Origin of the sequence: uncultured Tenacibaculum sp. (assembly GCF_947494125.1) — a bacterium.
In the GTDB taxonomy this organism is placed as follows: Bacteria; Bacteroidota; Bacteroidia; order Flavobacteriales; family Flavobacteriaceae; genus Polaribacter.
Genome location: NZ_CANLTU010000002.1, coordinates 270,325 through 286,097 on the forward strand (window position 1 = coordinate 270,325; position 15,773 = coordinate 286,097).

General features: G+C 28.5%; 13 protein-coding genes. 2 read left to right on the top strand and 11 right to left on the bottom strand.

Annotated elements, in window-relative coordinates:
* Window positions 1–75 precede the first annotated feature (75 nt).
* The 7 genes from Q0881_RS04675 to Q0881_RS04705 all read right to left on the bottom strand — a co-directional run bounded on the left by Q0881_RS04675 (window position 76) and on the right by Q0881_RS04705 (window position 7,207).
* Window positions 76–333: a heavy metal-binding domain-containing protein gene (locus Q0881_RS04675; protein WP_299157307.1), complete on the bottom strand. Its 258-nt coding sequence runs from the start codon at window positions 331–333 to the stop codon at window positions 76–78.
* Between the two features lie 35 nt (window positions 334–368).
* Entirely contained in the window at window positions 369–1,604 is a 1,236-nt protein-coding gene (locus Q0881_RS04680; RefSeq protein WP_299157309.1) for a TolC family protein, read from the bottom strand.
* Window positions 1,594–5,355, bottom strand: a complete 3,762-nt coding sequence (locus tag Q0881_RS04685) for an efflux RND transporter permease subunit (protein ID WP_299157311.1) — start codon at window positions 5,353–5,355, stop codon at window positions 1,594–1,596. The genes Q0881_RS04680 and Q0881_RS04685 overlap by 11 nt, the downstream gene beginning before the upstream one ends.
* 111 nt (window positions 5,356–5,466) lie before the next feature.
* A complete protein-coding gene (locus tag Q0881_RS04690; RefSeq protein WP_299157314.1) occupies window positions 5,467–5,880 on the bottom strand; it encodes a hypothetical protein in 414 nt (137 codons plus the stop codon).
* A gap of 164 nt (window positions 5,881–6,044) precedes the next feature.
* Window positions 6,045–6,230: a hypothetical protein gene (locus Q0881_RS04695; protein ID WP_299157316.1), complete on the bottom strand. Its 186-nt coding sequence runs from the start codon at window positions 6,228–6,230 to the stop codon at window positions 6,045–6,047.
* 251 nt (window positions 6,231–6,481) lie between these two features.
* Window positions 6,482–6,661, bottom strand: coding sequence for a hypothetical protein (locus tag Q0881_RS04700; RefSeq protein WP_299157318.1), 180 nt, complete (start codon window positions 6,659–6,661; stop codon window positions 6,482–6,484).
* Window positions 6,662–7,057: 396 nt separating this feature from the next.
* The gene (locus tag Q0881_RS04705; RefSeq protein WP_299157319.1) at window positions 7,058–7,207 is read right to left on the bottom strand and encodes a hypothetical protein; all 150 of its coding nucleotides are present in this window, start codon (window positions 7,205–7,207) and stop codon (window positions 7,058–7,060) included.
* Between the two features lie 687 nt (window positions 7,208–7,894).
* Between Q0881_RS04705 and Q0881_RS04710 the strand changes: the two genes are divergently transcribed.
* Window positions 7,895–9,292, top strand: coding sequence for a hypothetical protein (locus Q0881_RS04710; protein ID WP_299157320.1), 1,398 nt, complete (start codon window positions 7,895–7,897; stop codon window positions 9,290–9,292).
* Between the two features lie 92 nt (window positions 9,293–9,384).
* Here the strand turns inward: Q0881_RS04710 and Q0881_RS04715 are convergent, their stop codons facing one another.
* Window positions 9,385–9,570, bottom strand: coding sequence for a hypothetical protein (locus Q0881_RS04715; protein WP_299157322.1), 186 nt, complete (start codon window positions 9,568–9,570; stop codon window positions 9,385–9,387).
* Window positions 9,571–10,412: 842 nt separating this feature from the next.
* Window positions 10,413–10,634 (bottom strand): hypothetical protein, encoded by a 222-nt coding sequence (locus Q0881_RS04720; RefSeq protein ID WP_299157324.1) that lies wholly within the window; start codon window positions 10,632–10,634, stop codon window positions 10,413–10,415.
* A 248-nt stretch (window positions 10,635–10,882) separates the two neighbouring features.
* Between Q0881_RS04720 and Q0881_RS04725 the strand changes: the two genes are divergently transcribed.
* Window positions 10,883–12,661, top strand: a complete 1,779-nt coding sequence (locus Q0881_RS04725) for a von Willebrand factor type A domain-containing protein (RefSeq protein WP_299157325.1) — start codon at window positions 10,883–10,885, stop codon at window positions 12,659–12,661.
* 67 nt (window positions 12,662–12,728) lie between these two features.
* On the opposite strand, the gene Q0881_RS04730 is transcribed toward Q0881_RS04725, so the two are convergent.
* On the bottom strand, window positions 12,729–14,162 hold the full coding sequence (locus Q0881_RS04730) for an AraC family transcriptional regulator (RefSeq protein ID WP_299158128.1): 1,434 nt from the start codon (window positions 14,160–14,162) through the stop codon (window positions 12,729–12,731).
* Complete coding sequence (locus Q0881_RS04735; RefSeq protein ID WP_299157326.1) at window positions 14,143–15,252, bottom strand: two-component regulator propeller domain-containing protein; 1,110 nt, start codon at window positions 15,250–15,252, stop codon at window positions 14,143–14,145. The genes Q0881_RS04730 and Q0881_RS04735 overlap by 20 nt, the downstream gene beginning before the upstream one ends.
* Window positions 15,253–15,773: the final 521 nt, after the last annotated feature.

Here is a 15,773-nt window from a genome sequence, read left to right on the forward strand (position 1 = left end):
GCTGTAAAAAATCTTAAAAGCTAAGCAACATTAATGTATATAGTTTTAATGCTGCTACACTTTTAAGTTGACTTATTAATCTTTTTTAGTTTCTTTCTTAAAATCTTTATTTTTTACATAATCCATACCACAAGTAGGGCATTTACCTTCTTTATCGCTACCACTATCTTTACAATGCATAGGACATACATATGCAGAGGTATATTCTTTGCCTTTGTTTTTTGTTTGTTCTGTTTTGGTTGGTGAATTTTCTTTTTGATTATTTTTACATGATGTTGTAGTTAATAATAATCCGACTACTAAAATTTTAATAATTGTTTTCACTGTTTTCATCTTAAATCTATTTTTATGTTAATTAAATAATTGCTTTATTTTGTTAAGTAATTTATTATTGTTGTTTGCAGATAATAATTTTTAATTGATTCTATTTGGTTAATTTGAAATTTTAATTGTAGTTCTTGAATATCCAACACATCTTTAAAATCAATTGTACCAGTTTCATAACTTCTCATTAAAATATTTTCAGCATTTTTAGCTTGCTTCAAGTTTTTAGTTTGAGTATTATAACTAATTCTTGTAGAAATACGTTTGTTAATAGCTTTATCTAATAGAGTTTCTAAAGTATTAAGTCGCTCTTGTTTTTGAAAAATAATTTCTTGTTGTTTTAACTCGTTTTGTTTTGTTTTTGATTTGTGTTTTTTATTGAAAATAGGAATCGATAACGAAACCATTGGCATAAGAATATCTTTCCCATTATCATTAAAATTTAAATTAGGACGTTCAGAAACAGCTATATAATCTAAACCAAAACCAAACATTGGACTGCTTTCTTTTTGGTTTAACAATTCTGATTGTTTTACTGATTGATAAAGTTTATCATATTTTGTTAATTCTGGATGTACTTCTAAATTTTCAGTATGTATTAATTCCGTTTTTACTGGAATAATTAATTCATTTGAAATATCAATTACCACTTTTTTATCTCTGTTTAAAAGTTTATTAAATGTGGTTTGTTCTGCTAAATATTGTTGTTTTAAAACCTGACTCAATTGTTTTAATTCATTTTTACGAATTTGCAATCGTAATACATCTACAGCTGAAGCTTTACCAACTTCAATAGAAGTTAGAGCCAAGATTTCATAGGTTTTAAGTAATACTATGTTTTTAGATAAGACTTCTTGTTTTGCTTTATAGGTATATAGATTATAGTAAGATTTTGTTACCGAAGCAATTAATTTTCGTTTAGCTATCGTAATATCTTCATATTGAGCATTGGCTAACGAACTCACATAGTTTTCACGTGCTGTTATAGTTCCAAACCAAGGTAACATTTGTTTTGCTGATACTTTAAAACGTTGTGCACCTGTTCGTGTTTCTGGTTCGCTTACAAAATAACCGACTCCAATTTCAGTATTAGGAAGCGTATTTACTTCATGTACTTTTTCAGATGCTATCTTATATTTCAGTTCAAATTTTTGAACTTCAGGATTATTAGCTAATGCTTCATCAATTAATTTTGTTAGTTGCTGGGCATTTACAAACAGACTTAAGAAAATAGCTCCAGAAGTCAAAATTGCTTTCTTATATAAATTATTATTTTTCATCTGTAAGACTATTTAGTTCTTTTATTCTTGTTTTTATGGTCAGTTCATTTTTCCAGCTATATAAAACAGGAACAATAAAATAGGAGGTAATATCGATTATCATTCCCCCAAAAATTGGAATTGCCATTGGAATCATTATATCACTACCTCTTCCTGTTGATGTTAATACAGGTAATAATGCCAGAATTGTAGTAACGGTTGTCATTAAACAAGGCCTAATGCGTTTACCTGCGGCTTCTATAGTTGCTAACCGAATTGTTTTTTTATCCGTTGGCTGTTTTTTATCAAAGACTTGGGTTAAATAAGTTGCCATTACCACACCATCGTCTGTAGCAATACCAAAAAGAGCAATAAAACCTACCCAAACAGCAACACTTAAATTGATGGTTTTCATATTAAAAAGCTCTCTAATATTTTCTCCAAAAAAGTTGAAGTTTAAAAACCAGTCTTGTCCGTATAACCATATCATTATAAAACCACCTGCAAATGCAACGGTAATTCCTGTAAAAATCATTAAAGAGGTTGCTACAGAACGAAATTGAAAATAAAGGATTAAAAAAATGATGAGCAACGCCAACGGAACTACTATGGTTAATGTTTTCTCAGCTCGTAATTGATTTTCGTATGTTCCAGTAAATTGGTAATTAATCCCTTTAGGTACAGTTAATTCTCCAGAGTCTATTTTTTGTTGAATTAATGTTTGAGCATTTTCAACAACATTTACTTCTGCAAAACCATCTAACTTATCAAACAATACATAACCTACTAAAAAAGTGTCTTCACTTTTAATAACTTGTGGTCCTTGTTCATAACGAATAGTTGCAAATTCACTTAAAGGCACAGGACTTCCTTTTTCAACAGGTATATAAATTTGTTCTAAATCGGTTGGATTTGCTCTTAATTCTCTTGGGTAACGCACACGAATACCATAGCGTTCGCGTCCTTCAACGGTTTGAGTAATTTGCATTCCGCCAACTGCTACTTTTAAAACATTCTGAACAGTGGCAATTGAAATACCATAACGAGCTATTTTCTCCCTGTTTATATCAATTAATAAATAAGGTTTACCAACAATTCGGTCAGCAAAAACAGCTTCTTTCTTTACACCTTTTACTTGTTTTAAAATGTTTTCTAGTTGTACACCAAAAGCTTCAATTTGTTTTAAATCTTGCCCTTTTATTTTAATACCCATTGGTGCTCTCATACCAGTTTGCAGCATAACCAAACGTGTTTCTATGGGTTGTAATTTAGGGGCAGATGTAACACCTGGTAATTTGGTTACTCTTACAATCTCTTTCCAAATATCATTAGGAGTTTTGATTTCAGGTCGCCAATTACGATAAAACTCACCGTCATTATCTTCAATTAATTGTATGCTATTTATTTCAGGATTCAATATTGAAGTATCATTTGTATTATTAGGATTTGTGGCAAAACTTCCATCTTTTAGTTCAAATAAACCATTACTATTAACTTTATAGCGTTGTCGTTTTCCATGTGTATTCAGCATATATTCTGGTTTATACTGAATCATGTTTTCATACATTGATAATGGAGCTGGATCTAAAGCAGATGCTGTTCTACCAGCTTTACCAACTACAGTTTTAATTTCTGGAATACTAGCTACAGCCATATCTAATTGTTGCAACACACGTTTGTTTTCTTCTATTCCAGAATGCGGCATTGAGGTTGGCATAAGTAAGAAAGAACCTTCGTTTAAAGAGGGCATAAATTCCTTTCCTGTGTTTTTCATAATATAGAATCCGAAAAGCACAATTGCAGTTGGAATGGTTAAAAACAGTAGTTTGTTTTGCAATGCCCATTTTAAAATTTGTGTATAATAATTCTGAAATACAGTAAAGATTCCCAACAAACCGAAACAAATAATTGAAACAAAAACAAGGTTTAAAAAGACACTTTTATCAACTCCTAAAGGCCTCCAATAAGTTGCTAAAAGAAATACAATTGCTATTACGGAAATAATAATATTAATAACATTTTTGGAAAGTGAAAATTGAAAAGATGAAAGTTTTAAAAGAAACGATTCTTGTTTTATTAAGGATGTTATACCGAACCCTAATATTACTAACCCTAACCAATTTCCATAGATAACAGTACTAATTCCTAATGCGATTAAAAGCCCACCAATAATATATTTAGATGTTTTTCTAATATTTCTTTTTCTGAATAAATAGGCTGCAAAAGGTGGAATTAAAAACAAAGCAATTATCAATGCAGCAATTAAGGCAAAGGTTTTTGTAAATGCTAAGGGTCTAAATAGTTTTCCTTCTGCACCAATCATTGTAAATACTGGAACAAAACTTATAATAGTTGTCATTACAGCAGTAACAATAGCCCCAGAAACTTCAGAAGTAGCATTATAAACTAAAGTATTTATGGGTAATTTTTTTTGATCTTCATCTAAATGTCGGATTACATTCTCGGAGAGTATAACGCCAACATCTACCATAGTACCAATGGCAATGGCAATACCTGACAAAGCAACAATATTCGCATCTACATTGAATAATTTCATAGCTATAAAAACCATTAAAACAGCTACAGGTAATAAACCAGAAATTAAAATAGAAGCACGTAAATTAAAAACCATTACAATAATTACTAAAATGGTAATAAGTATTTCTAAAGTTAAAGCTTCATTAAGCGTACCTAAAGTTTCTTGAATAAGTTCAGTTCTGTCATAAAAAGGAACAATGGTAATTTGCGATATTCTTCCATCTGCTAAGACTTTGGAAGGTAACCCTGTACTTAATTTACTAATTTTTTCTTTTACATTGGTAATAACTTCCATTGGGTTTGCACCATATCTTGCTACGATTACACCTCCAACAACTTCGGCTCCTTCTTTATCTAAAATACCTCTTCTAGTTGCTGGTCCTAAAGATACTTTTGCGATATCCTTTATTTTAATAGCTGTATAATCTTGTGACGTAACTACTGCATTTTCTATGTCAGCAATAGATTTTATATAACCTAACCCACGTACTAAATATTCTACCTGATTTATTTCTAAGGTTTGTGCACCAATATCTTTATTACTCTCTTTAATTGCTTTTACAACCTGATGTAAATTAATACTGTATTGACGCATTAATTCTGGATTTACATCAACTTGATACTCTTGAACATAACCACCAATTGACGCTACTTCTGAAACACCACTCGCAGCAGATAAGGCATATTTTACATAGTAATCTTGAATGCTTCGTAGTTCGTGTAAATCCCAACCACCAGTAACATTTCCATCTTTATCTCGTCCTTCAAGTGTATACCAATATATTTGACCTAAGCCAGTAGCATCAGGACCTAAAGTAGGATTAACTCCTACGGGTAATAAACCACTTGGTAAGGAATTTAGTTTTTCAAGAATTCGACTTCTAGACCAATAAAATTCGATATCTTCTTCAAAAATGATATAGATGCTTGAAAATCCAAACATAGAAGAACTACGAATGGTTTTCACTCCAGGAATTCCAAGTAAAGAAGTAGTTAAAGGGTAAGTAATTTGATCTTCAATGTCTTGGGGAGAACGACCATTCCATTTTGTGAATATAATTTGTTGATTTTCTCCAATATCTGGTATTGCATCCACAGCTACCGGATTACTTGGTAAAAAGCCAGTGTTCCAATTAAAAGGAGCATTTACAGTTCCCCATCCAATAAAAAGAAGAAATAATAAAACGGCAATGAGTTTATTTTCTATTAGAAATTTGATGCTTTTATTTAGCATTGTATATGAATTTTAAACATGTTAGTTAATAGATGTTACAAAACATCGAATACAAGAAATTATCCCAATGAGTTAAGATTCATTAGAATAATACAGTCTACAGTTTAAAAATCAGATTAAATAAGTCTCGTCAAGTTTGTAAATTTCCTTGACGACTAAAGGAGGTACATAATCTTTATATGAAGTAGTATTTTCATTAACTTCTTCAAAAAGATTAGAATAAGTATATATAAATGATAGCGTAAATAATTGTTGATCTTTAGTAAGAGAATCAAAAGATGTTTTTAGTTCATCTTGGCCTTCAATACTAATTTGTTTGTCATTACAGCAATTTTTCTTAGTAATAGAACATTCTTTAGGGCTAGGTTTTTGCATTTCCATACCACAAGTTGTAGCTGAACTAAAAATAGCTGTATCAATCAACGTATCGCCACAAAAATGCATATCAATGCTAAATGACATTGTAGAAAATAAGACTACAATTGCCATTAAAAAAGATACTATTTTATGACTTATATGCTTCATAATAGATTACAAAGGTATGAACTTTAAAATAAATGATTAAAAAAATATGTTAATAAACAGAATGTTATAAAAAAAATATAAAGGAAGAGTAGGGGAAATAATTACTATTTATTGTTGAAGACTCGTAAAAAATAAAAGTGGGACAAGCCCACTTTTATAAAACTTTAGAAAGAAGAATTACTACCTCCACATACTTGAACAAGCTCGCAAAGTACTTGATCTACATGACATTCACATCCTGGAGGGCACCATAAGTAATTTAAGTTACATCCTGAAGCTTTACCTCCGTTAATAGATTTTTGTTCAGACTTGTTTAAAGGTGAACCTAAGTTTGAAATGTTTTTTAACATGATATTTAATTTCTTCAAACTTATATAAAAAGAAAAATAAATTGAGTTTAAAAACCGTAATAAAAGTAAGGTTTTACCCTAGGTTTAGGAGTGTTTATTAAAATTTAATTAATAGAGTTTATAGGGTAAATTAAATAAAAAAGAAGGTTCCATTAAGAACCTTCTTTTTAAATAAAGAGGAAAGTGTAATACACTATTATATAAACAATTAATTGTATAAATACCCTACTCAATAATGTGATATCTTATTTTTATAATAAAATACATCCACCCCAAGCATAGCATCTGCAAGGTTCTCTTAATACGTATCCATTAGGTAATGTACGACAACAAGTTGAAGGTCCACATTGTTGCCAACCAGCACCTCCATTAATAGATTTTTGTTCTTTTTTGTTTAAGGTAATACCTAAGTTTGAAATGTTTTTTAACATGGTTAGTTTTTTTTAAGTTTCTCAAATCTAAGTAGTTAAAAGTAAATTTATTGCTAAAAAACCATAATATAAGTAAGGTTTTTCCTTATTTTTTATAAATATAAATTGTAGAAATAACAAAAAGGAAAAGAAGCTGTCCCCCCGGAATACTTCTTTTCCTAATTAACTAATCAATCAAACTATTAAAAATGAAAAATCTTAATTTATACTTCAAAGATAGTAGAGTAATAAAGTTAATTTTTGAAGTTTTAGATGAAGTGAATTAAAGTATAGGTGAAAAGTATTTTACTATAATTAAAAGAATAATAGACTTTGATAACTAGTTAATTATTTTATTAGATACTAACATAAAAAGCGGGGTTATCCCGCTTAAAATCTTTTTAATACGAGTAAGTATTATTGAGGGCAACCTTGAGGTAAATGACAGCACCAATCTGTGCTAGAATCAGCACTAAAAGCACATTCATGAAAAGTAAATCCTCCATTAATAGATTTTTGTTCAGATTTGCCTAGGGTAGTTCCTAAGTTTGAAATGTTTTTTAACATATTATATAATTTTAAATTTTATCAAAATTATATAATGAATAAAGATAAAATGAAACCAATTCAAAAAAGCAAGAAGAGAGTGTATAAGCGAAAATTAAAAAATTTGAATTAAAGAAAAAGCAATGAGGCATATTGATAACTATCTTGTTTTAGGTGAATTCTCATTTTTATTCCCTTAAAACTCTGTGAAGTTATTCACCTAAACGATAATTTTCATAAAAACTCAATAAAGAATTTTTACGAAGCTTATATAAAATTACGTTTTCATTAGAAAAAATAAAATATAAAAGCTTTAAAATTTTAATTTAATCAGGGGACCAAATTTAATTTATCAGTGCCTCATTGCCAGATAAATATAATGAAAAAACTATATGTTTTTCATTAAAAAGAAAAAAATATTAAAAGGAGTGAAAATTAGCATAAAAAGAAAAGAAGTAATCCATTGTAGAGGATACTTCTTTTCTAAAAACTAACTAATCAAATAAACAAACTATAATGAAACTTTTAATTCTAATTTATATAGTAAAGATAGTATTAGAAGTAAGTAAATAATTTCAAAATTCGATTAGATGTATAAAGATATAGATGAAGTGCACTCTTGTTTAAATAAAATAAAAATGGATGTAGATAAATTACGATTAATAGAAAAGTATATTTTTACATTCTAAAATTTAAAAATAAATTATTATGAAAAAGAGATTTAAAATTGCAGCATTAGCTGTAATGGGAATGAGTTTGGTACTAAATGCTCAAGAAAAAGTTACTACAGAAAATGGAGATAAGGCAGATTTTGTTTATAAAGAAGGGAAAGTAGGAATTGGTACAACAACTCCTGATAAAAAGTTGACAGTACTTAATAATATTAAAATTTTAAAGTCAGGTAATGCAAGAACACAAGGAGATAAAGCTGAATTAATTTTTGGAGAGTTAAATTCAGATAGTTATTCAGGAGGTATAAGAATAGAAAATACAAATTCAAATCCAGGATATGTAAATCCAAAAATGGTTTTTTCACTTCAAAATAGAAATACATCAACACTTGATCAAGTTAAAGATAGAATGACAATATCTCCAAGAGGTTATGTAGGGATTGGAACATCAGATCCGAAATCACAATTTTATATTTCTGGAGGTTCAAATGATTGGAATGATTTTAATCAAGGGCATGCTTTGGGTACAATTCATTTAGATCCAGAAAACACTAGTGATAATTATGGAAATGCAATAACATTTGGAGCTTCTGATTCAAGTGATGGAGAAACAGCTCAAGCTGGGATTTATGTACGTAGTGATGGTGGATATGGAACAAAAATGTATTTTTCAACAACAAATTCATACGCCGTTGGATCAAAAACAGCGATGGCTATTGATGCTGATGGTAAGGTAGGAATTGGATTAGGAGCTTTTAATCCAAAATCTCAACTGCATATTACAGGAGGTTCAAGTGATTGGAATGAATTAAGTCAAGGACATGCTTTAGGTACAATTCATTTAGATCCAGAAAACGCAAGCAATAATTTTGGAAATGCAATAACATTTGGAGCTTCTGATTCAAATGCAGGAGAAACAGCCCAAGCAGGAATTTACGTACGTAGTGATGGTGGATATGGAACAAAAATGTATTTTTCAACAACAAATTCATATGCAGTTGGATCAAAAACAGCAATGGCTATTGATTCGGGAGGAAAAGTTGGTATCGGAACAACTTCTACAGGAAGTCATAGATTGGCAGTAGAAGGTTCAATAGGAGCGAGAGAAATTAAAGTAGAGGCAACAGGATGGTCAGATTTTGTGTTTTACAATGACTATAAGTTACCAAGTTTAATGGAAGTTGAAAACCACATTAAAGAAAAGGGACATTTAAAAGATATACCTAGTGCTAAAGACGTAGAAAAAAATGGGTTTTACCTTGGAGAAATGGATGCTAAACTATTGCAAAAGATAGAAGAGTTAACGTTGTATACTATTGAGCAAGAGAAGAAAATTACAGTTTTGGAGAAACAAAATTCTAAATTAGAGAAGCAAGAAAAAGAAATAGAAGAATTAAAATATCTAGTAAAAAAACTGATTGAGAAGAAAAATTAATAAAAGATAAAATAAGATTTATTTGAAATCAACACTTATTAAGTGCTGATTTTTTATGCAAAATATTAAAATGCGGTTTACTCGATTTTAAACTAACATTTTTCAAAAACACCATTCATACAACAATATGGAAAAATAGTAATACAATGAACTGGACTAGGAAATAAAGCATTGCATCTAAGTCCTTCTCTAGGACATATGCTTGAAAGCCCACCATTAATAGCTTGTTGTTCTACTTTCTTTAAGACTGAACCTAAATTTGAAATGTTTTTTAGCATGATAATTAGTTTTTAAGTTTCTCAAAATTAGAGATAAACAAATAATCGAGCTGAAATAAAACCGTAATAAAAGTAAGGAGATACCATACTTTTTAAGTTAAGATTGTATTGTAAAAATAAAAAGGAGTTCTATATAGAACTCCTTTAATAGTTAAATAAAACTTATTAGTAATATCCCCATAACACTAAGTAAGCATATAGGTAAGACACAATAAATAAAGGATAGTCACAGAAATAAAAAAAAGCTCCCGGGGGAGCCATGAAAAAAAGGGGTGTCACAATTTTACATAATTAAGACACAGTGTTTTATGATAGGTCACAAATAAATTTAAAATAAATAAAAAAGAAAAGAAGTTATCACATCCAGACACTTCTTTTCTAAAAACTAACTAATCAATATACTTTTAATGGAAAAACAAAACCTTTAATTATACTTCAAAGATAGTATTGAAATAAGGTTGATATTTATAAAATTAGACGAAGTGAATTAATGTATAGATGAAAGGAACTGTACAGATAGTAAAGTGAAAATAGATAAGGACTGTAAAACAGTTTTTATAAAAAAGTAGATTTATTGAAAAAAATATTGTTTTTAACAAAATAAATTGTATATTGTATTAGTCTTATTGAGACGTCATAAGACTTCTTTTTCATAGCAATTTTCCCACTCAATTCTATTGAGTGGGTTTTTATTTTATTTCAGCATACAGTTTTAGTATCCAATGGTAATAAGTTTAGGTGTTATTTTAATGAATATTAGTGTTATAATTTATTAGAAGAAAAAGAACTCTTAAGAATTTATATATTAATAATTAAGAGAAGAAAGCAAGGCACATTTATTTTTAAAACTGAGGCAGGAAACTAAGTTCACTTTCTACACAAAAAAACTCATTGTTATTTATAAGCGATTGTACATAATAATCATAATTACCTTTTAGTTTATTGTTTTCTTTTTGAAAATTGTTTTTAGTTTGAAGAATAACAACTACATCTGTTTCAGTTTCAAAAGGGTTTTTATTGGTATTAGAATCATAACCTAACTGTTCACCAATTTGATATTTCATAATAAGAAAATATTTTTTTAAACTTTTCAAAAATAGGATATTGAAAAAAAAAGAAAAAAGGAAAAACCGTAATTTTAATACGGTTTTTCTATAATTATTAAATGATATTTAGAGAAACAATGCATTCTAAAAAGCGCTTACTCAATAAGAGTAAAGGTTTACTCGTATAGAAAGCGATTTCACTCATTTTAAGTTTTAAAGCTACATAGTAACAATTAGGTTTGTTTTAAACTTTAAAACTATGAGCTATGTTTAAAAAAATAACTTTAACAATTTTATTCTTTAGTGCATTTTTAATGCAAGGGCAAATGAAAACTATCACAGGTATTGTTTCTGATGATTCAGACGTTTTACCTGGAGTTACAATTTTAGAAAAGGGAACTACAAACGGAACAGAAACAAATTTTGATGGAAAATATTCTATAAAAGTAGCTAAAGGAGCGGTTTTAGTATTTTCATTTGTAGGTATGAAAACTGTTGAGAAAAAAGTAGGAGATATAACTACTATTAATGTAATATTAGAAAATGATAATGTATTAGATGAAGTTGTGGTTGTTTCATATGGAGTATCAAAAAAGAAATTTTATTCAACAAGTTCTGCAACGAGAATAAGAAGTAGAAATAAAGTTACAGTTGAAAATAGAGACTCCTATGGAAAGAGAAACGAAAATATTTTTAAAAGAGTTCAAGGAAGTCCACTTTCAACTTTTTCTATAGATGTAGATAAAGCTGCGTATAGTAATATAAGAAGATTAATTAATGCAGGAAGTAAAGTGCCAAAAGATGCTGTGAAGATTGAAGAGATGATTAACTATTTTGATTACGATTACCCACAACCAAAAGGGAAACATCCATTTTCTATAACTACAGATGTAGTAGGAACTCCATGGAATGTAAAAACTAAATTAGTAAGAATTGGTTTAAAAGGGAAAGAGTATAAACAAGATAAATTACCAGCATCTAATTTAACTTTTTTAATAGATGTTTCAGGTTCTATGGGAGAATCAAATAAGTTACCATTGTTAAAAAAAGCATTTAAATTACTTACAAATCAATTAAGAGAAAAAGATAAAGTAGCAATTGTAGTATATGCAGCAGCAGCAGGGGTAGTGTTGGAGCCTACATCTGGTACATATAAAGAGAAAATAATTACAGCATTAAATAATTTAGAAGCTGGAGGATCAACAGCAGGGGGAGAAGGTATAGAATTAGCCTATAAATTAGCTGAAAAGAATTTTGTTAAAAATGGTAATAATAGAGTGATTTTAGCAACCGATGGAGATTTTAATGTAGGAGCTTCAGATAATGATGCTATGGAAAAATTAATAGAAGAAAAAAGAAAATCAGGAGTGTTTTTATCGGTTTTAGGTTTTGGTTATGGAAATTATCAAGATGATAAATTAGAAATATTGGCAGATAAAGGAAATGGAAACCATGCATATATAGATACCATGCAAGAAGCTCAAAAAGTTTTTGGAAAAGAGTTTGGAGGAACTTTATATACCATAGCAAAAGATGTGAAAATTCAAGTAGAATTTAATCCAAAAAAAGTACAAGGTTATCGTTTAATAGGCTATGAAAATCGTTTACTGAATGCTGAAGATTTTGTGGATGATACTAAAGATGCAGGAGAATTAGGTAGTGGACATACGGTTACCGCTTTATATGAAGTAATTCCTATAGGAGTAAAAAGTAAGTATTTAAAGAATTTACCAAAATTAAAATATGTGAAAAATCAAAGCCTAGAAAAGTATAGCGAAGAACTATTTACGGTGAAGTTTAGATATAAAAAGCCTTCAAGTAGCGTTAGTAAAGAAATTATTAAAGTAGTGAAAGATGAAACAAAAGAAGCATCAGCAGATATGAATTTTGCAGCTTCGGTAGCATTATTTGGAATGCAGTTACAAAAATCTAAATTTAAAAATAGAAGTAAAAAGAAAGATGTATTAAAATTGGCGAGTTTAGGAAGTGTTAATGATAAAGAGGGGTATAGGAAAGAATTTATACGATTAGTAAAAGCATATTAAAAGAAAGCCAGTATTTAAATACTGGCTTTTATTTTTAGTACTTAGAAAGTATTTTTGTTAGGTCTTGTTATTCGAGTAAACTTTTAATTTCGTTTATAAATTTTAATGATTCCCTTTCAATCAGTTCTGTTAATTTTTCTTTGCTTTTAAAATTAGGTTTCTCTACAATAACTCGGTCAACAATAGACAAACTTTTATTAATCGATTCAGCCAAATGATATTTATTCCAATCACTGTTTCTAAATATTTCCCAATATTTTTTTCTAACATCTTTATTTTGACCAGATAAACAAATAGAAAAACACAACGTTTTGTGATTTAGGACAATAACAAATTTAAGTTTTTGTTGTTTTAATTTATCAGTAGTTAAAGAAAAATAAGAGTAGTTGGGATTTTCTTTATAAATACTACCTAGTTTAAGGGAAGCTTCATATTCTTTATGAAAAAAAGCCCTTAAATTTTTCATGTAATTTATCAATTGATGATAATCCATTTTTTTTTCAGATAGATTATTTTTTTCGACATTCTCTATAAAACTTACATTGTTTATTTTATCGATCTTAATATTGTTAGTTTTTTCAAGAGGAATACAAATGTCTAATATAAACTTTTGCTCAGGGTGATTATTATGGTCATTGTGATATGTTTCAAAATAATCTCCATCTCTAAATTCATATCCGTTTTCGATGACCCAAATGCACATAGCTTTCCATGCTTTTGAAATTTCTTCAGCCTTAATTTCAAAACTACCCACTAAATAAATCCCCTTCTGTAAGGTTATTTGCCTAATATCTCCATCAGTATTTATATTCTTGTTGATTGTTACGCAAGTACTAAACCGTAGTTTTGAAGTTAGAGTAACATTAGGGTTGTCATGATAAACAGTGATAGCTTTGAAATTAGAAGAGTCTAATACTTTTTTTAGATGTCCCCATTCTATTAACCTTTGAAACATATTACCAGAATTTTCAAATTCTCCAATATGCGATATACTTGCAAGTTTAAGTTCAGGAAGGTCTTTTATTGCTATTTGTGCATTCATTCTAATCCATTGTTTAGTGTTATTAATAGAACAAATGTATTTTTCAGGTAAAAAAGATTCTATACCAATCTTGCTAAGTATTTTTTTACCTTCAGATTTAAATTTGGTAGGACTTACACCATAGTGTTTTTTAAAAGTTCTTGAAAATGAACTGTCACTATTAAAACCATATTTGTAAACTAAATCTTTTAAAGAAATATTTGATTTAACGAGTAAAATTGAAGCAATCCTTTCCATCCGTTTTCGATTAATAAATTCGTTTAATCTTTCATTTACTACAATTAAAAATACTCTATGAAAATGGTAAGGAGAATAATTAGCTTTTTGAGATAAACATTCAAGAGATAGCTCAAAATCAAGATTATTTTCAATATAATCCAAGACGAAATTAACTCGTTTAAGATACTCTTGTCTCGTTTCATTCATTATAGCTTCTTTTTTATTTAGTCCAAGGGCCATTCTTTCCAACAGTAATAAATGATTTACCATCAAAACGAGAAAGTCCATTCAAGCCTCCAAACCAAAGACGACTTTCTTTATCTTGAAAAATACTCATGATAACGTGACTTTGAATGCCATTTTCTTCATTAAAATTAACATATGATTTTCCATCGTATCGATACACTCCAAAACCTTTAACAGCAAACCAAATATTGTCCGAATTATCTTGATAAACATCCCAAACTTCTTTACCATTTAAACTGTTTAATTGACTAACATTGATAAATGTTTTACCATCAAAACGACACAAGCCTTTATGTGCAGTGCCAAACCATATATTACCCTTATTGTCTTCTAAAATTCTAATCACATTATTGTCATTCAAACCATCTTTCTCGGAGATATTCGAAAGTAATTTTCCATCGTAGATATACGCACCTCCATTAGTAGCAAACCAAATTCTCTCTTTACTATCTTTAATAATACAATGTACTATCTTGGAACTAGTAACACCTCTTGTATTATCAGGTTTAGATTCAGGAATAGTGAAAGGAACAAATTTATTTTCATTAAAGAAACAAACACCTTGTAAAGTTCCTATCCATACTATTCCATTATGGTCAGTAGCTATACTCCAAACATCATTGTTTATTAAACCGTCACTTTCATAATAGTTTGTTATTGTTTTTCCATCGTATTTACTAAGCCCTCCTGTATGACCAAGCCAAATGTTACCATATTTATCTTCTGTAATATCTTTTATAGTAACGCCTTGACCTTTGTAGTTTTTAATATTGTTGAAAAAATCAAGTGATTTTTTATTATAGCGATATGCTCCCTTTTCAGTTCCAAACCAAAGATTTCCTTTACTGTCTTGAAATACTTTACGAATAACTCTATTTATTTGTTCATTATTAGTATTCAGAAAAGGAGCTCTAAAATTTTCGTTATTTAGCTGAGCTCTTTTTTTTGTTGAATCGATAGATTTTGTATTTGACTTATTTTGCCCATTACAAGAAATGACGGGAACTAAAAAAATTATAAATAAAAAATATAATGCTTTAATTTTAAAGAACCTTTTTGATATTATTTCTTTCTTACTAGTCATAATTATACGAACCAGATTTGTTTCTCTTTTAGTTGTTTTAAAAATATAGAACAAGGAGTTAAAACATCTAATTTAATAAATACAAAACCAACTAAAAAATCTAGAAGAGTTTTTATAAGTAGACTAGATTTGGTAAATGTTTTTGTTTTTTTTAAATCATTAAATAAAAACAGAAAATTAAAGATATTAGAAAAGTAATTAAGGGGTGAAAACATAAGAAAAGTAAAACCTTACTTAAGTATAATAAACAAATAAGTATAGAAAAAAAGGAGCATAATTATGCTCCCTTCAAAATGTAAAAGAAATGCCCCCCAGCAAATCTATTTCTGTTCTTAAACTTTAGACGAGAAATTATTTGTGACTTACAAAATTTATTAAAAAATAATAGTATTTAAGTTTAATAAAATAGTTGGCACTACCATTTATAGATTGTTGTTTTTTATGTTTAATGTTGAATTAAGAGAGAAATATTCTTTAACATAATATAAATTTTTTATTTACTCAAATAATGACTAAATACT